Source organism: Stenotrophomonas sp. TWI169 (assembly GCF_039674705.1).
Taxonomy (GTDB): Bacteria; Pseudomonadota; Gammaproteobacteria; order Xanthomonadales; family Xanthomonadaceae; genus Stenotrophomonas; species Stenotrophomonas maltophilia_P.
This window is the reverse complement of sequence record NZ_JBDJOB010000008.1, coordinates 56,746-78,185: the sequence shown is the minus strand read 5'-3', so window position 1 is coordinate 78,185 and position 21,440 is coordinate 56,746. Positions and strand designations below refer to the sequence as shown.

At 67.1% G+C, this 21,440-nt stretch carries 17 protein-coding genes; 12 read left to right on the top strand and 5 right to left on the bottom strand.

Annotated elements, in window-relative coordinates; all coding sequences use genetic code 11:
• Positions 1 to 53: 53 nt before the first annotated feature.
• The 3 genes from ABE543_RS08450 (at position 54) to plsB (ending at position 4,779) form a co-directional block, all read left to right on the top strand.
• The gene (locus ABE543_RS08450; protein WP_346475579.1) at positions 54 to 875 is read left to right on the top strand and encodes a serine protease; all 822 of its coding nucleotides are present in this window, start codon (positions 54 to 56) and stop codon (positions 873 to 875) included.
• A 314-nt stretch (positions 876 to 1,189) separates the two neighbouring features.
• Entirely contained in the window at positions 1,190 to 2,143 is a 954-nt protein-coding gene (locus ABE543_RS08445) for a hypothetical protein (protein ID WP_053516063.1), read from the top strand.
• Positions 2,143 to 4,779 (top strand): glycerol-3-phosphate 1-O-acyltransferase PlsB, encoded by a 2,637-nt coding sequence (gene plsB, locus ABE543_RS08440; protein WP_065174083.1) that lies wholly within the window; start codon positions 2,143 to 2,145, stop codon positions 4,777 to 4,779. Before ABE543_RS08445 ends, plsB begins: the two co-directional genes overlap by 1 nt.
• 122 nt (positions 4,780 to 4,901) lie before the next feature.
• Here plsB and ABE543_RS08435 read toward each other — a convergent pair whose 3' ends face one another.
• The gene (locus ABE543_RS08435) at positions 4,902 to 5,105 is read right to left on the bottom strand and encodes a DUF465 domain-containing protein (RefSeq protein WP_053516066.1); all 204 of its coding nucleotides are present in this window, start codon (positions 5,103 to 5,105) and stop codon (positions 4,902 to 4,904) included.
• A gap of 91 nt (positions 5,106 to 5,196) precedes the next feature.
• Between ABE543_RS08435 and ttcA the strand changes: the two genes are divergently transcribed.
• The 5 genes from ttcA to ABE543_RS08410 all read left to right on the top strand — a co-directional run bounded on the left by ttcA (position 5,197) and on the right by ABE543_RS08410 (position 11,251).
• Positions 5,197 to 6,117: a tRNA 2-thiocytidine(32) synthetase TtcA gene (gene ttcA / locus ABE543_RS08430; RefSeq protein WP_193395685.1), complete on the top strand. Its 921-nt coding sequence runs from the start codon at positions 5,197 to 5,199 to the stop codon at positions 6,115 to 6,117.
• A 36-nt stretch (positions 6,118 to 6,153) separates the two neighbouring features.
• Positions 6,154 to 7,059 carry a recombination-associated protein RdgC gene (locus tag ABE543_RS08425; protein ID WP_065174082.1) on the top strand — a complete coding sequence of 302 codons (906 nt, stop codon included), beginning with the start codon at positions 6,154 to 6,156 and terminating at the stop codon, positions 7,057 to 7,059.
• 59 nt (positions 7,060 to 7,118) lie between these two features.
• Positions 7,119 to 7,898 (top strand): SprT family zinc-dependent metalloprotease, encoded by a 780-nt coding sequence (locus tag ABE543_RS08420; RefSeq protein ID WP_346475578.1) that lies wholly within the window; start codon positions 7,119 to 7,121, stop codon positions 7,896 to 7,898.
• 36 nt (positions 7,899 to 7,934) lie between these two features.
• On the top strand, positions 7,935 to 8,330 hold the full coding sequence (locus ABE543_RS08415) for a hypothetical protein (RefSeq protein ID WP_346475577.1): 396 nt from the start codon (positions 7,935 to 7,937) through the stop codon (positions 8,328 to 8,330).
• A gap of 119 nt (positions 8,331 to 8,449) precedes the next feature.
• Entirely contained in the window at positions 8,450 to 11,251 is a 2,802-nt protein-coding gene (locus ABE543_RS08410) for a TonB-dependent receptor (RefSeq protein WP_346475576.1), read from the top strand.
• A 36-nt stretch (positions 11,252 to 11,287) separates the two neighbouring features.
• Here ABE543_RS08410 and ligD read toward each other — a convergent pair whose 3' ends face one another.
• The 3 genes from ligD to ABE543_RS08395 all read right to left on the bottom strand — a co-directional run bounded on the left by ligD (position 11,288) and on the right by ABE543_RS08395 (position 15,168).
• The gene (ligD, locus tag ABE543_RS08405) at positions 11,288 to 13,741 is read right to left on the bottom strand and encodes a DNA ligase D (protein ID WP_346475575.1); all 2,454 of its coding nucleotides are present in this window, start codon (positions 13,739 to 13,741) and stop codon (positions 11,288 to 11,290) included.
• A gap of 3 nt (positions 13,742 to 13,744) precedes the next feature.
• Positions 13,745 to 14,665, bottom strand: a complete 921-nt coding sequence (locus ABE543_RS08400) for a Ku protein (protein ID WP_346475574.1) — start codon at positions 14,663 to 14,665, stop codon at positions 13,745 to 13,747.
• A 104-nt stretch (positions 14,666 to 14,769) separates the two neighbouring features.
• Positions 14,770 to 15,168: a hypothetical protein gene (locus ABE543_RS08395; protein WP_053516083.1), complete on the bottom strand. Its 399-nt coding sequence runs from the start codon at positions 15,166 to 15,168 to the stop codon at positions 14,770 to 14,772.
• A 145-nt stretch (positions 15,169 to 15,313) separates the two neighbouring features.
• On the opposite strand from ABE543_RS08395, the gene ABE543_RS08390 reads away from it, so the two are divergent.
• The gene (locus tag ABE543_RS08390; protein WP_065182172.1) at positions 15,314 to 15,658 is read left to right on the top strand and encodes a hypothetical protein; all 345 of its coding nucleotides are present in this window, start codon (positions 15,314 to 15,316) and stop codon (positions 15,656 to 15,658) included.
• A gap of 25 nt (positions 15,659 to 15,683) precedes the next feature.
• Here the strand turns inward: ABE543_RS08390 and ABE543_RS08385 are convergent, their stop codons facing one another.
• A complete protein-coding gene (locus ABE543_RS08385) occupies positions 15,684 to 17,798 on the bottom strand; it encodes a TonB-dependent receptor (RefSeq protein ID WP_346475573.1) in 2,115 nt (704 codons plus the stop codon).
• 172 nt (positions 17,799 to 17,970) lie between these two features.
• On the opposite strand from ABE543_RS08385, the gene ABE543_RS08380 reads away from it, so the two are divergent.
• From ABE543_RS08380 to ABE543_RS08370, 3 genes are all read left to right on the top strand, one after another.
• A complete protein-coding gene (locus ABE543_RS08380) occupies positions 17,971 to 19,173 on the top strand; it encodes an amino acid aminotransferase (protein WP_053516086.1) in 1,203 nt (400 codons plus the stop codon).
• Between the two features lie 209 nt (positions 19,174 to 19,382).
• Complete coding sequence (locus tag ABE543_RS08375) at positions 19,383 to 20,399, top strand: class 1 fructose-bisphosphatase (RefSeq protein ID WP_053516088.1); 1,017 nt, start codon at positions 19,383 to 19,385, stop codon at positions 20,397 to 20,399.
• A gap of 107 nt (positions 20,400 to 20,506) precedes the next feature.
• Positions 20,507 to 21,217, top strand: a complete 711-nt coding sequence (locus ABE543_RS08370; RefSeq protein ID WP_074902476.1) for a 2OG-Fe(II) oxygenase — start codon at positions 20,507 to 20,509, stop codon at positions 21,215 to 21,217.
• Positions 21,218 to 21,440: the final 223 nt, after the last annotated feature.

Genomic DNA, 21,440 nt, shown 5'->3' with positions numbered 1-21,440 from the left:
GCGTGGACCGCGGCTTCGCCGGTTCCAATCATCGATAGAGGGAGTACAAGGATATGTATCGCAGCACCTCTTTGCTGTTCGGTGGCCTGCTGGCCGCTGCCATCTTTCCTGCCACCGCAGCAGCGCCAGCGACCGGGTCGCCCCACATCATCGGCGGCGCCCCGGCCGTGCCCGGCGAGTATCCGTTCATGGTCAGCCTGCAGGGCCTGGAGCTGGGGGACAGTGACTTCGACCGCCACATCTGCGGCGGCACGGTGATCTCGCCGTCCTGGATCCTGACCGCCGCGCACTGCGTACAGGGCAACTCGCCCGCGCGGCTGGCGGTGCTGGCCGGCAGCACCACGCTGGCCACCGCGCCATCGCCTCGAGCGTCCAACATCAGGGCGATCCACGTGCACCCGGCCTTCAACAGCGGCAACACCCTGGAGCACGACGTGGCCCTGATCCACCTCAGCGCGCCGCTGGCCGACGTGCAGCCGGTTGCCCTGCGCCTGCGTCCGGACGCCAGCTATCTCAAGCCGGGTCGTGATTTCACCGTGATCGGCTGGGGTGACACCGGCATCGATGATGACGTGATCTACCCGACCGAGCTGCAGGCGGTGCGGACGCCCTTCGTGCCCTTCACGCAATGCCAGCAGGCATACGCCGGTGAGCTGGCCCGCGGCAAGGTGATCTGTGCCGGTCGCGAGGGCATCGACAGCTGCCAGGGCGATTCGGGCGGGCCCCTGCTGTTGCGCCTGCGGGAGGGCTGGACCCAGTTCGGCATCGTCAGCTGGGGCGAAGGCTGTGCCCTGGCTGGCTACCCGGGGGTTTATGCCCGAATCGCCGAAAAACATGCCGTGGATTTCATCGAATCGGTGTGGCAACGCGATTGATTCAATAAAATCAATAACTTGAATAACATTACATCATGTGTTGCCTTAAGTTGTGCGGCGGCGTAGGATCGCGCCATCCGGTCTTCGGACCGGACCTGCGCCACAACACTGTCCTCCGGCCTCGAGCCGGCTTGAGGAGCCTGTGATCCCCGTGATCCGGGCTCTTTTTTTATCCCGGTGGCGGCGCTGGGGTCAGATCCCTTCTGCCGCAGCAGAGGGGATCTGACCCCCTTGGCTGGAAACCGTGACGTCCCGGCTTGCCGCTGTCACCTTGCAGGCCGCAAGATGCGGACCGGTCCGGGGAGTCCGAAGGCATGAGCACGGTAGTGCGAACGAAGTCTGCACGAGGGTGGGGGCTGGCGGCCATGGTGCTGCTGGCCGTGGCCGCGTGCCGCGAGCCAGGCAGTGATCCGGCCCGACCGGCAGCCGAACCGGTGGCCGCCGTGCAGGCGATGGCGCAGCGTCTGGCCGAGGACGATCTGCTCGGCTACGCGAAGCTGTCGGTGCCCCCCAGCCAGTACCAGCGGCTGCAGCAGGCCTGGGCGGACGGACACAGCCAATGGCCGCTGACCGAACTGCCGCTGGGTGACCAGCTGCTGCCGATGCTGGCCGCCCTGCGCAGGCCCGGCGCCAGCGCCGAACTGCAGCGCAGTTTCGACCGCCAGCTGGCCGGGCAGTCCGGCGCGGTGCGCCAGGCCGCGCAGTCGATGGGCAACTTCGGGGTGCAGTACCTGCGCCATCAGAAGGGATACACGCCCAGCCAGCAGGCCCACTACATCGCCCTGGTGGAGGCCCTGTCCGGCTGGGCGCAGGGCGCACCGATCAGCGATCGCGCACGGGCGCGCAGCAGCATCGCCGCGCTCGTCGGCGCCGCCACCCAGGTCGGCTTCGAGGATGATGCCGGCCTGCAGGCTGCGGGGATGGAGGGCAGCCTGCAGCAGCTGGCGCCGTTCATCCACACGCTCAAGGCCGTGCTGGCCAGCTACGGGCTGGGGGTGGACGAAGCCCTGCGCAGCATCCGCGGCGAAGTGCTGTCACTGGAGGGCGACAACGCGCTGGTCCGCCTGCAGTACGACCTGGCCGGGCGCGAGCTGACCCTGCAGCTGCCGCTGAGCCGGCGCGAAGGTCACTGGTACCTGACCCGCACTCTGGCCGATACCGACGCGATACTGCGCCAGGCCGACGCGGCCCGTGCGGCAGCCGCGCCCGCCCCGGCCGAACCCGCCGATGCAGGCGAAGAAGCGGCAATGCCGCCGCCTAAGCCATAATGGCGCCGATGTCGAAACAGAACCCGCTGCCGTTCCCCGGCGAAGAATCCCAGTCGACGCCCGCCGAAACGGCGCTGGCGTCCCCCTCGACCAGTACCGGCCCGAATCCGGTGCCGCCGCCCGTGCACGCCCGTCCTCCTGGCCGCCGCCCGCTGTGGGCACGGTTGCTCGGCCGCCTGGTCGAGCCGTGGCTGTCGCTGAAGATCGAACCTGAGGATCCGGGCCAGTACAACGATGGCCGTCCGGTGATGTACGTGCTGGAAGACTACGGGCTGTCCAACGCGCTGATCCTGGACAAGGCGTGCCGCCAGGCGGGCCTGCCGTCACCGCTGGTGCCGCTGGCCGGCGACCCGACCGGTCGCAAACGCGCCTACCTGGCACTGTCGCGGCGCAGTTCCAGCAACTCGCTGATTCCGGAACAGCGTGGCGCCAAGACCCATTCCGATTCGCTGGCCAAGGTCCTGCAGGCGCATCGCGTGCATGAGGATCTGGACGTGCACCTGGTGCCCGTGTCGATCTTCGTCGGCCGCGCGCCGGACAAGCAGAGCGGGTGGTTTGCCGTACTGTTCTCGGAGAACTGGGCCCTGGTCGGCCGTTTCCGCCGCCTGCTGGCGGTCCTGCTCAACGGCCGCAGCACCATCGTCCGCTTCGCTCCGCCGATTTCGCTGCGCTCCACCGTCAACGAGGGCCTGGAGCCCGAGCGTACGGTGCGCAAGCTGCAACGCGTGCTGCGCACCCATTTCCGCCGTATCCGCGAATCGGTGATCGGCCCGGACCTTTCCACCCGCCGCCTGCTGGTGGACCAGGTACTGGCCGCCGAGCCGGTACGCGAAGCGATCGCCGCGCAGGCCAAGCGCGATAATTCCAAGCCGGCCGATGCCTGGAAGAAGGCGCATGCCTACGCCTGGGAAATCGCTGCGGACTATTCCAGCCCGGTGGTGCGCTCGGCCAGCTTCATGCTCAGCCATGTCTGGAACCGGATCTATGCCGGTGTGCTGGTTCACCATCTGGACAAGTTCAAGGCGGCCGCGCCGGGCCATGAAGTGGTGTACGTGCCCAGCCACCGCAGCCACATGGACTATCTGCTGCTGTCCTACCTGCTGTACGACCGCGGCATCGTGCCGCCACACATCGTGGCTGGCATCAACCTCAACCTGCCGGTGGTCGGCACGCTGCTGCGCAAGGGCGGCGCGTTCTTCATCCGCCGCTCGATCCGCGGCAACGCGCTGTACTCGGCGGTGCTCAGTGAGTACGTCGCGCAGCTGGTGGCCGGTGGCTATTCCATCGAGTACTTCGTCGAGGGCGGCCGTTCGCGTACCGGCCGCCTGCTGCAGCCCAAGGGCGGCATGATCTCGATGACCCTGCGTGCCTTCCTGCGCCAGCCGCGCAAGCCGGTGCTGTTCCAGCCTGTCTACATCGGCTACGAGAAGCTGATGGAAGGCGGCAGCTACCTGGACGAACTCTCCGGCCGACCGAAGGAAAAGGAATCGATCTGGCAGCTGCTGTGGGGCATCCCCAAGGTGCTCAAGCAGAACTACGGGCAGGTGGTGGTCAACTTCGGCGAGCCGATCGCGCTGAACGACGTGCTGGCCGAGAAGGCGCCGGAGTGGAAGGGTGAGGCGGTGCCGGAAGACGAGAAGCCGGCATGGCTGTCGACCACTGTCGATACACTGGCCGAGCGCATCCAGGAACGCATCAATGGCGCGGCGGACGTCAACCCGATCAATCTGCTGGCATTGGCCCTGCTGTCCACGCCCAAGCATGCAATGGGCGAGGCGGACCTGATCGCGCAGATCGAACTGTGCAAGACCCTGCTGGTCGAGATGCCGTATTCGGACCGGGTGACGGTGACTCCGCATTCGCCGGAGCGGATCATCGCCCACGCCGAGGAGATCAACGTCCTCACCCGCATCAAGCACCCGCTGGGCGACGTGCTCAGTGTGAGCGGCGACACCGCGGTGCTGCTGAGCTACTTCCGCAACAACGTGCTGCACCTGTTCACCGCCTCCTCGTGGGTGGCGTGCTGTTTCCAGAACAACCGCCGCATGAGCCGCACCGGCCTGGTCCAGCTGGGCCGCACCGTCTACCCGTTCCTGCAGGCCGAGCTGTTTCTGCCGTGGACCGAGGACGAGTTCGCCCAGCGCATCGACCAGACCATCGACGTGTTCGTGCGTGAGGGACTGCTGCAGAACGTCAACGAGGACGATGGCGGCATTCTTGCCCGCAACACCGGGCAGACCGACGAAGTGTTCCGCCTGCGTGCGATCGGGCACTCCCTGCAGCAGGCCTTCGAGCGCTACTACATCGCCATTTCGGTGCTGGTGAAGAACGGGCCGGGCACGCTCGGCGCCGCCGAACTGGAAAGCCTGTGCCAGCAGGCCGCACAGCGCCTGAGCCTGCTCTACGCGCCGGCGGCACCGGAGTTCTTCGACAAGGCCCTGTTCCGCAGCTTCATCCAGAAGCTGCGCGAACTGCGCCTGGTATGGCCCGACGAGAACAGCAAGCTGCTGTTCGACCAGCGCCTGGATGCCTGGGCCAAGGACGCCAAGTTCATCCTCGGTCGCGAACTGCGCCACACCATCGAGCGGGTCAGCCCGGAAGCCGCACGCCCGGACGAGCCTGCGCCGCAGGATTGAAGGTCGCGCCGGGTCCTACGGTGGGTGTGGACCTTGGTCCACACACCTTCCAGTCGTGCCAACCCAGGTAGGCACCTACCAGGGCAGAGGCCAACCAAGGTGGGCACCCACCTGAACCCGGCTCACGCCGGCTCGTCGGGAATCTGCAGGCTTTCCAGCCGGGTGATGCAGTCCTTCAGCTGCAGCTTGCGCCGCTTCAGGCGTTTGGACTCGAGCTCGTCCTCGCCATTGGCCGCCATGCGGGTGATCTGTTCATCCAGCAGGCGGTGCTCGGCGCGCAGGGCGGCGAGGCGTTCGGCGATCTCGGCGGGGCTGTAGGTGTCCACAGCCTCCGAGCATACACAGCGATGATGACCACCGGGAGAGGGCCGGACCGTTCCCCGGCCGGGGCCGCTCCAAGCCGGTAGAATGGCAGGCATGAGTGCCGTGATCTCCCTTCCCGACCCCCTGCCGCGCACGCCCCGCGATCCGCGCGCGGCCGAGCGCGAGCAGCACAAGCTGGCCAAGCGCCTGCGCCGCCAGGTGGGCGAGGCGATCGCCGACTTCGGCATGATCGAGGCCGGCGACAGGATCATGGTCTGCCTGTCCGGCGGCAAGGACAGCTATACCCTGCTGGACATGCTGGTGCAGCTGCAGAAGAAGGCACCGGTGCCGTTCGAACTGGTGGCGGTGAACCTGGACCAGAAGCAGCCGGGCTTCCCCGAGCATGTGCTGCCGGAGTACCTGGCCGGGCTCGGCGTGCCGTACCACATCATCGAGCAGGACACCTATTCGGTGGTCAGCCGGGTGATTCCGGAAGGCAAGACGATGTGTTCGCTGTGCTCGCGCCTGCGCCGCGGCGCGCTGTACCACCATGCCGAGACCCATGGCTTCACCAAGATCGCGCTCGGCCACCACCGCGACGACATGGTGGCCACGTTCTTCATGAACCTGTTCCACCACGCCAAGCTGTCGGGCATGCCGCCGAAGCTGCGCAGCGATGACGGCCGGCACGTGGTGATCCGGCCGCTGGCCTACGTGCGCGAAAGCGACATCGTCGCGTACGCGCAGGCACGCCGGTTCCCGATCATCCCCTGCAACCTGTGCGGCAGCCAGGAAAACCTGCAGCGCCGCCAGGTCGGCCTGATGCTCAAGCAGTGGGACAGGGACCACCCCGGCCGCATCGAGCAGATCGCGCGCGCCATGGGCCAGGTCCGGCCCTCGCAGCTGGCCGACACGTCCCTGTTCGACTTCATGGCGCTGGGCCGTCGCGATGACGCACCGCTGCCCGATGCCCATGCCTGGCTGGCCGGTACCCCGGTCGACGCCGACGCAGATCCCGAGACGCCCACCGCATAAGGTCGGTCGCCCTTTCTCTTTGCCATCCGGAAATCCATGTTCTTTCGCAACCTGACGTTCTTCCGTTTCCCGACCGCCACTGATTTTTCTGAAATCGACACGCTGCTGCCGCACGCCGTGCTCAAGCCGGTCGGCGCGCTGGAGATGAATTCGCGCGGCTTCATTTCACCGTTCGGCCGCGAGGAGAAGGAACTGCTCTCGCACCGCATCGCCGAGCACCTGTGGCTGACGGTTGGCGGCGAGGACAAGATCCTGCCGGCAGCCGTGGTCAACGACCTGCTCGAGCGCAAACTGGAGGAGATCGAGGAGAAGGAAGGCCGGCGCCCCGGCGGCCGCGAGCGCAAGCGCATGAAGGACGACCTGCTGCATGAACTGCTGCCGCGCGCCTTCGTGAAGTCCTCGCGCAACGACGCCTTCATCGACCTGCAGCACGGCTACGTCGCGGTGGATACGTCCAGCCGCAAGACCGGCGAGTACTTCATGTCCGACATCCGTGGCCTGCTCGGCAGCTTCCCGGCAATGCCGCTGAACGCCGAAGTCGCGCCGCGTTCGATCCTGACCGGCTGGATCGCCGGCGAACCGCTGCCGACCGGGCTCAGCCTGGGCGAGGAGTGCGAGATGAAGGATCCGGTGGAGGGCGGTGCGGTGGTCAAGTGCCAGCACCAGGAACTGCGCTGCGACGAGATCGACAAGCACCTGGACGCCGGCAAGCAGGTGACCAAGCTGGCGCTGATCTTCGAAGACAACCTGTCCTTCGTCATCGGCGACGACCTGATCGTGCGCAAGCTGAAGTTCCTCGACGGCGCCCTGGACCAGCTCGAGCATGCCGACGAGGAGGGCCGTCGCGCCGAGTTCGACGCACGGTTCGCCCTGCAGAGCGCCGAGATCCGCCGCCTGTTCCTGCTGCTGGAAGAGGCGTTCAAGCTCAGCAAGGCTGACTGAACAGGCACCGCGTGGGCCGCCGGTCATCCGGCGGCCCGAAGCGGCGCTATGCTGGCTGCATGAGCCGCCTGCTGCGCCGCCTGATCTCGCCCACACCGCCCGCCACCGTGCAGCGCGATACCGTTCGCCTGCGCCTGGAGGATGCCGAGATCGACGTGCTGCGCGTACGCGATCCGCGCGCGCGCCGCATCAAGCTCAGCGTCGACGAACGCGGCGCGCGCCTGACCCTGCCGCCGCGCGCCAGCCTGGTGATGGGCGAGCGTTTCCTGGAGCAGCATCGCGACTGGTTGGCACTACAGCTGCGGCAGTACCAGGGCCAGGGCCTGCCCGCACCGCTGCAGCCCGGCGTGGACGGGGTGCTGCCCCTGCGCGGGGAGCTGCTGCCGCTGCGCTGGCAGGAAGGCCGCTACGCACGCCTGGACATCGACGAGCACGGCGCCTGCCTGCAGTGGCCGACCCGTGCCGGTGACGCGACCCTGCGCCGTCTGCTGCGCGAGTTCTTCGAGGCGCAGACCCGCGCCGACGTGGGCCGTTGGCTGCCGCGCTACCTGCCCGGCCTGCCACGGGCACCCAGCCGCCTGCGCTTGAAGGTGATGTCCTCGCAGTGGGGTTCGCTGGCTCCCGATGGCAGCATGGCCCTGGATCTTGCGCTGGTCCTGGGGCGTCAGCAGGCATTCGAGTATGTGCTGGTGCATGAGCTCTGCCACCTCATCCAGCCCAACCACTCGCCGGCGTTCTGGCAGGAGGTCGAGCAACGGTTCCCGGCCTGGCGTGAACAGCGCGACTACTTCCAGCAGGAAGGGCGACGCCTGAAGGCGATGCTGAGGCAGCTGCTGTAAGCCATCACCCTGCCGGTCCGGCCGTACAATGCGGCCATGCCCGGCATGCTCAAGACTGTGTTTCTTTCCATCGTTGCCCTGGTTGGCGCGCTGCTCGCGCTTGCCCTGGTCACCAGTGCCGGTGGCTGGCTGCCTGCGCTGCTCGGCCTGCATCCCGGCAGCGAAGCGCAGCTGGGCTGGGACCTGGCGTTCACCGTGCTCGGCGGCATCGCCGCGATCGCCTTCGCCACCTACTACGCGCCCTGCTGGCCGCGCGCGCACGGCACCTCGATCTGGTCGCTGCTGGTGCTGGGCGCAGGCTACGGCCTGTGGACGCTCGGCGAGGATTTCCCACGCTGGTTCGTCATCGGCCTGCTGGTATCACTGCCGGTGCAGCTGCTGCTGGGATGGGGGTTCGGACGCCGGCCCTCACGCATCGCAACACGGGCTTAACAATCTCCCCCTAGGCTCGGTGCCCGCCGAACGTCGGCAACGCGGCGCAGGGGCCTGTACCCACGGAACCCGGGAACAGGCGCGGCGTAAGACACCACAGGGAACCGGGGAATCATCCGATGCGTTACCAGACCCGGGAGGCCGCCGCCGCGGCCTCCCAAGCGAAGCTGTTGTCCCGCGCCGTGCATGCGGTGCTGATCGGCGGCCTGGCCGTGCTGCCCGTCGAAGCGATGGCCGAGGAGGCGATCGAAGGCGATACCCGCCAACAGCTGCAGCAGCTGGACACGGTCACCGTGACCGGCAGCTATGCACGGAGCCTGGAGCGCGCCGTCGACCTGAAGCGCGCCAACATCGGCTTCTCCGACTCGATCGTCGCCACCGACGTGGCCGATTTTCCCGAGCAGAATCTCGCCGAAGCGCTGCAGCGCATGCCGGGCGTCACCATCGAACGCAACAAGGGCCTGGGCAGCAGGGTCAGCGTGCGCGGCCTGCCCAGCGAGTTCACCCTGGTCTCGATCAACAACCTGGCGACGGCCTCCGGCAGTGGCGGACGCGACGTGCAGTTCGACATCTTCGCCTCGGACGTGGTGCAGACGGTGACCGTGCAGAAGTCGCCGACCGCCGCCGATGAGGAAGGCGGCATCGCCGGCTCGGTCTACATCGAAACGGCCAAGCCATTCGACTTCCCCGAGCCGAAGTTCAGTGCGTCGGCCGAAGCTTCGCACAACTCGATCAACGGCAAGATCGATCCGAAGATCTCCTTCCTCGCCAGTGACACCTGGGGCGACTGGGGCGGCCTGGTGTCGTTCTCCAAGGCCAAGCGCAGCAACCGCACCGACTCCAACTCAGGCATCAACTTCCGTCCCATGGGCCGCTTCCTGGAGGCGTCGGGTACGCGCGGTTCGCAGGCCGCCGCGGTGCTGGCGCGCGATGCCGGCATCGTCGTCAGCAACCGGATGGACAAGGATGAAACCAGCCGGATTGTCTTCCAGGACAAGGTCGGCGACCGCGTCTACCTCAACGAGCAGGACCAGTGGGGCGCCACCGCCTCGCTGCAGTTCAAGCCCAGCGACACGTTCTCGCTCAGCTTCGACGCCATGCTCGGCAGCTACGACACACACGAGGACGAGTACGATGCCGCAGCGTACTCGGCCTCCAGCCGCAGCACGCTGGACACCATCCACGACTACGACCGTGACACGCTGTCGGCCTACGGCATCACCGTGCTGAAGGACGTGTCCTACACCGCCACCCAGCACGAAATCCTGAGCAAGGAACGCAACGCCAATACCGACTACCGTCAGTTCAGCAGCACGCTGGACTGGAAGGTGGGCAACTGGGACATCGACGCGCTGGTCGGCTACTCCGGCGCGCGCAAGGACTCGGACTACGCCAACCTCAAGCACGTGGCCTACGCGCCGTCGCGCACGCGCTGGACCCGCAACGGTGGCGAGACCGTGCCGAGCACAACTGGCGGTTTCGACATGTACAACGCCGTGGACAAGTACCTGTTCGAAGCGTACGAGACCGAGCTGGAGAAGGTGAAGGATGACAAGTACGCCGCGCAGCTCGACCTGAGGCGGCAGATGAACCTGGCCTTCTTCCCGGCACTGAGCGGCGTGCAGTTCGGCACGCGCTACACCGACAAGACCAAGGAACGCGCGTTCGGCAGCGGCAAGATCCAGGGCCCGACCGCCGGCAGCGCCGCCTGGGTCAATACGCGCACGCTGGCCGACAGCAACCCGGTGTGGATCAGCCAGCTGGCACCGGGTGGTGCGTATCGCCCGAGCGACCTGGACTGGCAGCAGGTTTCCAACGCCTATGCGCGCGCTACGTTCCGCTACCCGGGCTATGAAACCCCGATCGATCCGGGCCAGTACTACGAGGTGAAGGAGAAGACCCTGGCGCTGTATGCCATGGCCGATCTCTACTTCGATATCGGACAGGTACCGGTGTACGCCAACCTCGGCGTGCGTTCGATCGACACCGACGTCGATTCGTCAGGCTTCCATCCGGTGCAGAACGCCGATGGCAGCAACGGCTACACGCCGACGCCGATTTCGAGCAGCGGCGACTACAGCAGGATCCTGCCCAGCTTCAACATGACCGCCGAGATCGCCGACGGCCTGGTGCTGCGCGGTGCTGCCTCGGAAACACTGATGCGTCCGTCGCTGACCGACATTGCCTACCGCCGCACCGTCAGCTGGAGCAGCTTCCGCTTCATGGACGGCAACCCGGCACTGAAGCCGACCACCGCCAGGCAGTGGGAAGTGGGCCTGGAAAAGTACCTGCAGAACGGTGGCCTGCTGGCCGCGTCGTACTTCTCCAAGAAGATCGACGGCGTGGTGCGGCAGTCGTTGACCGGCATCGTGCCGAACGTGGAGAAGCTCAACGCCAACGGTTCGCTGGACGGCTACTACGACTTCGAGGTCTACCAGCCGGTCAACGCCGACGGTTCCTACAAGGTCACCGGCGTGGAGCTGGTCGCGCAGCTGCCGCTGTCGATGCTGCACCCGGCACTGGAGGGCTGGGGCATCAATGCCAACTACACCCAGCTGGACAACTCACTCACCGGTGCGTCCGACCTGGACATCCCGACGCCGCCGGAAGGCCTGGCCGAGAAGGCGTACAACCTCACCCTGTACTACGAGAACGACCGCTTCAGCGCGCGCGCCTCGTACAACTACAAGGACAAGTACGTCGAGTACATCCACCTGAACATGTATCCGGTCTACCGCGATGCCTATGGCCAGCTCGATGCCTCGATCGGGTTCCGCCTCACCGACACCTGGAAGCTGAACCTGGAGGCGATCAATCTGCTCGACGAGAAGACCACCGGCTACACCATCGACAAGGCCTTCCCGACCCAGTACGAGTTCTCCGGCCGTCGCATCACCTTCGGCATCCGCGCGGACTTCTGAGCCCGCCGCTGCAGGGCCGTGGCCAATGCCCCGGCCCTACAGATCGAGCGACGGCAGGGTCTGCTTCACCGCATTGATGCCCTGCCACGGATCGGCCTTCAGGCGCTTGGCCCGCGCCAGCGCCTTGTCGAGCGGGAAGGCGTCGGCCGCCTTGATCTGCGCAAGCTCTTCCCAGCGCAGCGGCACCGCCACGCCCGCACTTTCGCGGGCGCGCAGCGACCAGGAGCAGACGCTGGTCGCGCCACGCGTATTGCGCAACCAATCGATGAAGATCACACCGCCGCGCTTGGCCTTGCTCATCGTCGCCACATAGCGTTCGGGCGCCTGCTGTGCCATCGCCTGCGCGAAGGCCTCGCAGAATGCCTTCGCCTGTTCCCAGTCGGCGGCGGGCTGCAGGGGGACCACCACATGCACGCCCTTGCCGCCGGACAGCCGCACGAAACTGCGCAGGCCGATCTCCTGCAACCGGTCGCGCACGTCGCGCGCGCCGGCCTTGACCTCGTTCCAGCCGACGCCCTCACCGGGGTCCAGATCGAATACCAGCCGATCCGGATGTTCGGGATCGGCGACCGTGGCGCCCCAGGGATGCAGCTCGAGCGTGTTCATCTGCACCAGCTGCAGCAGGCCGCGCACATCGTCGATGTAGACGTAGTCCTCGCGACCGCTCTTCTGCTGCAGGGGGACCGCATGCACGGCGTCGCCCAGGCCCGGGCCGTGGTGCTTCTGGAAGAAGCAGGCCTTGCCCGCGCCATCAGGGCAGCGCAGCAGCGAAAGGGGCCTGCCCACGATCCCGGGCAGGATCCAGCGCGCCATCTGCCGGTAGTAGTCGACCACGTCGCCCTTGCGGATCTTCTTCTTCGCGAAGACCACACGCTCAGGGTGGCTGATGGCAACCGCGTCGTCGCTGCTCGTGGTCTTTGCAGGCATCGCCAGATCCTCGCCGCTCTTGTCGCTGCGCAGCCGCTTGAAGCTGGCCTGTCGCAGCAGCCCCTCCTTGCCCCAGCCACGGAAGGCCACTTCGGCCACCCTCACTGGCTTCACCCAGTGCACGCTGGCGGCGCGGAACGGGACGTGCGCGGGCAGCGCCACCGCAGCGTCCTCCACCGCCAACGGCTTCAGCGTCCGCGCCAGCGCGCGCAGGCTGTCATCGTCGAAGCCGGTGCCGACGCGACCCACGTAGCGCAGGCCGTCCTTGTCGGGAGTTGCCAGCAGCAACGATCCGAACCCCACGCGCGAGCCCTTCGGCGCGGTATGGCCGACGATCAGGAACTCATCGGTGTCCTCATGCTTGACCTTCACCCAGCTGCGCGCACGCACGTTGACGTAGGGCGCGTCCACCTGCTTGCTGACGATGCCCTCATACCCGGCCTTACCACTGGCGGCGAAGACCTGCGGCCCATGGCCGAGCACGTGATCGCTGAACGCCAGCGTTCCGGGCGTGTCGCCGATCAACGCCTTGAGCAGCGTCTTGCGCTCAAGCAGCGGTGCCGCGCTGATGTCCACTCCCGCCACGCCGGGCAGGTCGAAGAGAAGGTAGCGTAGCGGCGCCTTCGAGCTGCCATCGATGACCCGCTGCAGGGCGGCGAAATCGCTGCGCCCCTTCTCGTCGAGCACTACCAGTTCACCGTCCAGGCGCGCGTCATCAACCGGCAGCGCCTGCACGGCCTGCACGACTTCAGGGAAGTCCCCGGTCCAGTCCAGCCCGTTGCGCGAGCGGAGCTTCACTTCACCGCCGTGCAGATCGGCCAGCAGGCGATAGCCATCCCACTTGATCTCATGCAGCCAGCGATCGCCATCGGGCGCGGCATCGCGGTGGTCGGTCAGTTGTGGTTTGAATGCACGCGGATACGGGCGGTCGCGGGCGCCCTGCAGTTTCAGCGCGCGCGCGTGCCAGCGCGACTCCGCCTTGCGTGTCTTCCTGTCCGTCATCTTCTTCGCGCTCCCGGGGTGTTCACGCAATGGCGCGTGCAGCAGGTCGTCGGCCTCTGCGTCGCGGGCCTCGCTGTCCTCGCGCTTGATCAACAGCCACTGCACCTGGCGTCCCTTCATCGCGGTCCGCACCAGTTTCCATCCCCCGGCCAGCCGCTGACCATGCAGGACGAAATCGATCTTGCCCGCTGCCAGCGCCTGCAGTGGATCACCCGCGCATGCCCAGGTGCCGTGGTCGAAGACCTCCACGTGACCAGCACCGTAGTGGCCCTCGGGAATATCGCCCTGGAAGCCGGCATAGGACAGGGGATGATCTTCCACTTCCACCGCCAGCCGCTTCTCGCCAACGCGCAGCGATGGCCCTTTGGGCACCGCCCAGCTCTTTAGCACGCCGTCCATTTCGAGGCGGAAATCGAAATGGCGCGAACTGGCGTGATGCAGCTGGATGACGAAGATCGGCCGCCGCTTCGGATCACCCGGCGCCGGCTGGTCGTCCGGTTCCGGCGTCTGCCCGTTGCCGCCACCGAGCCGACGCTTGCGCCGGTACTGATGCAGCGACATGGATCACCCCGCCTTGCGCCGTGGCGCTGCCTTCTTCGCTGCCTTCTTCGCGGTCTTCCTGCCTGTCTTGCCGGCCGCCTTCTTCGCCGGCGCCTTGCGCGCGGCCGTCTTGCCCGCGGGGGTTCGCTTGTTCGCATCCAGGCTCTTCTGCAACAGGGCCATGAAATCGACCACGTTGGTGGTGGCGTCCTCGCGCGGTGCAGGCTCTTCGTCCACCCGGGTGGTGCCCCCTTTGGCCTTGATCCGTTTGTTGAGCACCTGCTGCAGGCGCTCGCGGAACTCGTCGTGATACTGCGACGGATCCCAGTCGCCAGCCATCGACTCGATCAGCTGCTCGGCCATCGCCGTTTCCTTGCCGGTGATGCGGTACTCGGACAGGGTGCCGGTGGGCAGCTTGAGGTCCTCCGGATCGACAAGCTCCTGCGGATAGCGGAGGATCATCAGCACCAGGGCGTGCTCGTGCGGCATCACCGCGCAAAGATACTCGCGGGTACGCACGACCACCCGTGCAATGCCGACCTTGCCGGTGCTGCGCAGCGTCTCGCGCAGCAGTACATAGCCCTTCTCGGCCTTCTTGCCCGGCACCAGCAGATAGGGCTTTTCGTAGTAGCGCGGATCGATCTGCGCCGCGTCCACGAAGGTCTCCACCTCTACGGTCTCATGGTTTTCGGGCGCCGCCGAACGGATGTCGGCTTCCTCCAGCACGACGTAACTGCCCTTGTCGTACTCGTAGGCTTTGACGATGTCCTTCCACGGAACTTCCTCACCGGTATCGGCGTTGACCCGTTCGAAGCGGATCGGTTTGCGGTCGCGCGAATCGAGCATGCGGAACTGCAGATCGACCTTGCGTTCGCCGGACATCAGCGACACCGGCACGTTGAGCAGGCCGAAGGAGAGTGTTCCGGTCCAGATCGGGCGGGCCATGCGCGCACCTGTGCTTGAGCAGGACCGTCAGCTTCCGGTGCCGGGTGTAAACCACCCGTGTCGATGCCGTGCACGCCGGGTCGGCGCGCAGCGTCACGGCCAGGTCACTGCAGCAGGGGTCTTACCGCCGCTGCCGGAATATGATCCAGCGCGCGCCATGCGTCTTCCACCACCGGCCGCGCCTGCGACCAGCCCAGCCGCGACTGTCCTCGCATCTGTTCCCAATGCTCGGCCAGCTCCTCGCAGGTATCGGCCGCATCCCCACGCGGCCAGTCCGCCGCATGTGTGGTCAGTGCGAAGGCATACACCGGGCACAGGTCACGCCAGTTGCGATGACCGTGACCACGACGTTCCTCGTAATCGCTGAGCATGTACTGGAGGTAATCCTGGGCCACGGCCTGCGGATCTTCGTGGCGACGCGTCCGGCGCTGCGCGGTGCGCTGGCCGAGCGGATCGAGCAGGGCGTTGAACACGGACGGGGCGGGGCGTTCCAGGCGGGGCATGACCGGCTCCTGCAGCGGGTCGGGTGGGCAGGAATACCGGCGGCAGCGTTATCCAGCCGTGACAGAGATGTTCATGACGCAGGGTTCGCGGTGCCTTTACCTCAGTGGCGGTGTAGTGGTCCTCCCCGTGCGCAGGTACCTGATCATGAGCCGAGAGACCTCCCGAGACCCGCTCCGCGAGAACCGTGCGCCAATTCCCGGCGAGCAGCGCGGCAAGCACGACAACGATGATGCCGACTTCCGTGGCACGGGCGCGCCCTTCTTCGACGCCGCACAGTCCGGCGAGCATCTGCCGGTGAAGCGCGAGGCTGAACAGGCCGCGCTGGACCGCAAGGACGGCGGCGACCGCCATCGGGGAGGGCAGGAGAGCCCGCTCAAGCGACGCGAACGCAAGCAGCACGCCAGCGACAACCAGGACGAGGCGCTGGAGGAAACGTTCCCGGCCAGCGACCCGACGTCACCGTTCGTGCCGGCCAAGGCGCCCGACTGACGTCCCGCAGGCGCCGCCGGTCAGGTCAGCGCCATGACCACTGCAGGCCGACACTGGCACGGCGGCCCGGGCCGGGCTCGTAGTAGCGGCCATTGCCATCGTTGACGATGACCGAGCCGATGTAGGCCTGGTCAAGCACGTTCTCCAGCCGGGCGAAGGCACGCAGCTCGCCTCCGGGCAGCCGCCACTGGCGGCCCCCTTCCAGATGCAGCAGGGCGTAACCCGGCGCGCGTTCGTCGGCGAGGTCATTCACCACGGTATCGCTGCTCGCGGTGGCCTCCACCGCCCACTGCCAGTCCGCAGGCGTCCACTGCAGGCGGGCGAAGGCCTGCTGGCGTGGAACACCCGGCAGGCGGCTACCGGCATCCACGCGGGTATCGGGCACACGGCAGCCGCTGCCGGCACAGGTCAGATAGGGCGACCGCACCTGTGCCTGCAGCCAGGTCCAGGCCAGCTGCAGTTCCAGCTGCTCGGCCAGCGGCTGCCGGTACTGCAGTTCGATGCCCTGGCGCCGCGTACGGCCGATGTTGCGGTAGGTGCTGCGGCCACCGATATTGCTGGCAACGGCCAGCTCGTCGTCGGTATCTGCACGGAACAGGCTTGCATCCAGCTGCATTCCATCCTGTGCATGCCATTTGCTGCCGATCTCCAGCGTGAGGCTGCGCGCCGCCGCCAGATCCAGCGCCAGCCCGGCCTGGCCGTCGGCGCGATAGCCCAGTTCATTGAAGGTCGGTGTCTCGAAGCCACGGCCCACGGCGGCATGCAGGCGCCACTGCGGGTGGGCTTCAAAGCTGATGCCGGCCACGGGTGTGGTGGCCCGGTAGCGGCGGTGGCCGCTGTCGTCCGGATTGCGGTCGGTGATGTAGCGGTCGTCCGATTCGAAGCGCACGGCACTGTGCCGCACGCCGGCCAGCAGCGACCAGCGCGGACTCCACTGCCACCAGGCCTGGGCGAACTGGTCTACGTTCTGCACGATGTCGATCTGGTCGCGGCGCAGGCGCCCGCGCACGCCCAGCGTGCTGCCGACGAAGTTCTCGTAGCCGGTGCGCTGCTGGCGCTGGCGGTCCGCACTGAGCCCGGCGACCAGGTCCAGCGGTCGGCCGGCCACCTCGCCCTGCCAGCTCCAGCGCGCGTCCAGGCCGCCATAACCACTGTCCAGGTCGATCACACCGCCGGCATGCAACGGGTTGGCCTGGGCCGTCGGCGGGATCGCCAGATACTGGGTGACCGAGCGCTGGCCGGCATAGCCCATCAGCTGCCACCGCTGCGCGCCGGCCTCGCGGCTCCAGCGCAGGCCGGCCTGCTGCTGGCGCACTGATTTGCGGGTGTTGTACTGATGAGCGACGGCGGTGGCCTGGCGCGGGTCGGCCGCGACCTGCGCGCGGGTCAGACCCAGCGGATCCTGCGCATCGGGCGCATCCAGCGCGTTGAGCAGCAGCTCCAGCCGCCCGCCTGCCAGTTCGCCGCCGACGCGGGCGTTGAGCGATTCGCGCCGGGCACGGCTGTGGTCGCGCCAGCCATCGGTACGGAAGTGGTTGGCCGCGATGTTGTAGTCCAGCACCTGACCCGCGCCGCGCAGCTGCGCACCCACGCTCAGGGTCGTGTCCGCGCCCGCGCTGAGCCGCAGCCGCCACGGGTCGCCCGCCCGGCCCTGCGCGCTCCACACCTGCAGCACGCCACCGGAGGAATTGCCGTACAGCGCCGAGAACGGTCCACGCAGCACCTCCACGCGTTCGGCACCCAGCAGGCTGGCGTGCGACAGCTGGCCCTGCCCATCGGGCATGGTTGCCGGCACACCGTCGATCAGCACGCGTACCCCGCGTACGCCGAACGTCGAGCGGGCGCCAAAGCCCCGGATCGACAGCTGGGTGTCCTGCGCGAAGTTCTGCCGGTCGCGGGCCAGCAGGCCCGGCACCCCGCCCAATGCTTCGGACAGCTGCGCCCCGGTGCCGGCGCGGTCAGCATCGATCCAGACCGTGTCCTGGCTGGCGGGCAGGGCGAACGGATCGATCCCCTGCACACGGGCTGCCTGCACCTGCACCGGGGGCAGGGCGGTCGTGGACGGCTCCGCCATCGCGACCAGCGGCGACAGCAGCAGGGCGGACAGGGGCAGGCGATTGCGGCGTGGGGCAGGATTCATGATTCAGGTTGATGGATCGGTCGGCAACGCACGCCATGGTACGGGTCCGCGGATGACGATGGTGGCGGCCAGCCCCGGCAGGCTTTGTTACGATGGGCCGGTTTCGGCCGAAATGCCGCAAGCCGCGTGGCGCAATTCCTCCCCCCTTTCCGTCTACCGAACGAGTACCGCCGTGTCCTTCTTTGCAAACGTGGAACTGGTCCCAGGCGACCCGATCCTGGGCCTGACCGAGGCATACAACGCCGACAGCCGCCCGACCAAGGTCAACCTGGGTGTGGGCATCTACTACGACGAGAGCGGCCGCATTCCGCTGCTGCGCGCTGTCAAGCAGATCGAGCAGCAGCTCGCCGCCGAAGCCAAACCGCGCGGCTACCTGCCGATCGACGGCCTTCCGGCGTACACGCAGGCGACGCGTGAGCTGGTGTTCGGCAAGGATTCGCCGCTGCTGGCCGCAGGCCGCGTCACCACCGCACAGACCGTCGGTGGCAGCGGTGCGCTGCGCGTCGGCGCCGACGTGCTCAAGAAGCTGCTGCCGCACGCCACCGTCGCGCTGAGCAACCCGAGCTGGGAAAACCACCGCGCGGTGTTCAGTGCCGCCGGCTTCGAGGTAGTGGATTACACCTATTTCGATCCCGCGACCCACGGTGTCGACTTCGACGGCATGCTGGCCGACCTGCAGAAGCTGCAGCCGGGCAGCGTGGTGCTGCTGCACGCCTGCTGCCACAACCCGACCGGTGCCGACCTCACGGTCACGCAGTGGACGCAGGTCGCGCAGCTGCTCAAGGACCGCCAGCTGTTCCCCTTCATCGACATGGCCTACCAGGGCTTCGACAAGGGCATCGAGCAGGATGGCGCCGCCGTGCGCATCATCGCCGAAGCCGGTATCGACAGCTTCATCGTCGCCAACTCGTACTCCAAGTCGTTCTCGCTGTACGGCGAGCGCGTGGGTGCACTGTCGATGGTGGCGCCGACCGCCGCCGACGCCAAGGCCGTGCAGTCGCAGGTCAAGCGCGTGATCCGCACCATCTACTCCAGCCCCTCCACCCACGGTGCAGCGCTGGTGGCCGGTGTACTGACCAACCCGGAACTGCGTGCGATGTGGGAGCAGGAGCTGACCGAGATGCGCGAACGCATCCACGCGCTGCGTCAGGGCCTGGTCGAGAAGCTGGCGGCCGCCGGCGCCCCGCAGTTCGGTTTCATCAACGAGCAGGCGGGCATGTTCTCCTACTCCGGCCTGAGCCGCGAGCAGGTCGAGCGCCTGCGCGACGAGTTCGGCATCTACGCCGTCGGCACTGGCCGCATCTGTGTGGCTGCGCTGAACCAGAACAACCTGGAGTATGTCGCCAAGGCCGTGGCCACCGTGGCCAAGGGCTGAACCCACGCTCCAGTGGCTTGAAGACAAAGGCGCCGGAAGGCGCCTTTGTTTTTGCAGCGTGTCCTGCATCGCCTCCCCTTCCCACGAGCCTCGACAAAAGGAAGGCGCTACGAGCGCATCTGGAAACGATTACGCCTTCCCGCGCTCACGCACGCAGCGGCCAGACGGGCGACAATAGGCGTTTTCCCGCTGCCGAGACCTGTCCGCCCATGTCCCGTACCTCGTTGACCCGCTTCCTGATCCAGGAACAGCACGCCGGCCGCATCAATGCCGACCTGCGTCAGCTGATCGCGGTCGTCGCCCGCGCCTGCACCAGCATCTCCATCGCCGTCAGCAAGGGTGCCCTCGGCGGCGTGCTCGGCGACGCCGGTACCGGCAACGTGCAGGGCGAGGCGCAGAAGAAGCTGGATGTCATCAGCAACGAGATCCTGCTCGAAGCCAACGCCTGGGGTGGCCACCTCGCCGCCTGCGCCTCGGAGGAAATGGACCACAGCCAGCCGGTGCCGGACATCTACCCGCGTGGCGATTTCCTGCTGCTGTTCGATCCCCTCGATGGCAGCTCCAACATCGACGTCAACGTCTCCGTCGGCACCATCTTCTCGGTGCTGCGCTGCCCGACCAACGTCGAACTGCCGGGCGATGACGCGTTCCTGCAGCCGGGCAGCAAGCAGATCGCGGCCGGCTACTGCATCTACGGGCCGAGCACCCAGCTGGTGCTTACCGTGGGCCACGGAACGCATGCCTTCACCCTGGATCGCGAGAAGGGCGAGTTCGTGCTGACCACCGAGAACATGCAGATTCCGGCGGCCACCCAGGAATTCGCCATCAACATGTCCAACCAGCGCCACTGGGAAGCACCGATGCAGGCCTATGTCGGCGATCTGCTGGCCGGCAAGGAAGGTGCGCGTGGCAAGAACTTCAACATGCGCTGGATCGCCAGCATGGTGGCCGATGTGCATCGCATCCTGACGCGCGGTGGCATCTTCATCTATCCGTGGGACCGGAAGGATCCGTCCAAGGCCGGCAAGCTGCGCCTGATGTACGAAGCCAACCCGATGGGCCTGCTGGTCGAGCAGGCCGGCGGTGCCGCCTGGACCGGCCGCGAGCGCATTCTCGACATCCAGCCCGACCAGCTGCACCAGCGCGTGCCGGTGTTTCTCGGCTCGCGCGAGGAAGTGGCCGAGGCGGTGCGCTACCACCACCAGCACGACGCCGCACAGGCCTGAGCGGCGCACTGCGGACGCGCTCATGGCAGTTCGATGACATGACCGTGGGGTGACACCGACGGCGGCAAACGGCACCATCAAGCCCTTGCCGCCGAAGGAATGCACGCATGCACGAGCAGGGCCCGGTCGATTTCATCGAAGTCATCCACAACGCGGTCCCCACGGAGGTCTGCGCTGCCATCGTCGAGCGCCTCCGTGCCACCCGCGGGCTGATGCCAGGTGCCGTCGGCAGCGGCGTGTTCCCGGAACTCAAGCACAGCAAGGACCTGCGCATCAGCGGCCTGGAGGGCTGGCAGGACGTCGACGTACAGCTGCAGCAGGCCGTGTTCAAGGGCCTGCTGACTTATCTACGCCGTTATCCACAGGCGCTGATCGCACCGTTGATGTTGCAGATCCAGGACAGCGACGGCCAGCCGCGACGCTTGTCGGCCGAGGACTTCCCCGACATGCCGGAGCAGCAGCTGGCCGACCTGGCGCGCACCTGCCTGCGCCCGGGCGCGATCAACCTGCAGTGGTATGCCGCAGGCGAGGGCGGTTACCCGTACTGGCACTGCGAGCTGTACCCGAAGGATGCGCAGGCCGAAACGCTGCACCGGCATGTACTGTGGACGCTGTACCTCAACGATGGATTCGACGAAGGCGAAACCGAGTTCCTGTTCCAGGGCCGCAAGATCGCACCGCGTACCGGCAGCCTGCTGATCGCCCCGACCGCCTTCACCCACACCCATCGCGGCAATCGGCCGCAGGGCGGCGACAAGTTCATCGCGACGAGCTGGATCCTGTTCCAGAGTGCGCAGAAGTTGTTTGGGGGTGGGTGAGGCATCACGGACATCGCCGGATAGGTTCTGGCAGGTCGGTGGTCCTGCCAGCGCCTGCTGGAGAGCCGTCGAGCAATACATCCGGTACGCGGCGTAAGGAAAAGGCGACACAGCGGACGACTGACATCAGCGTCAACGATTGCCTTGTCGTCGAGAGCTTCCGAGCGAGCGCCGTCTATACAGAATGACGGCCGCCGCTACTCCGAATATCGCCATGCCAAGA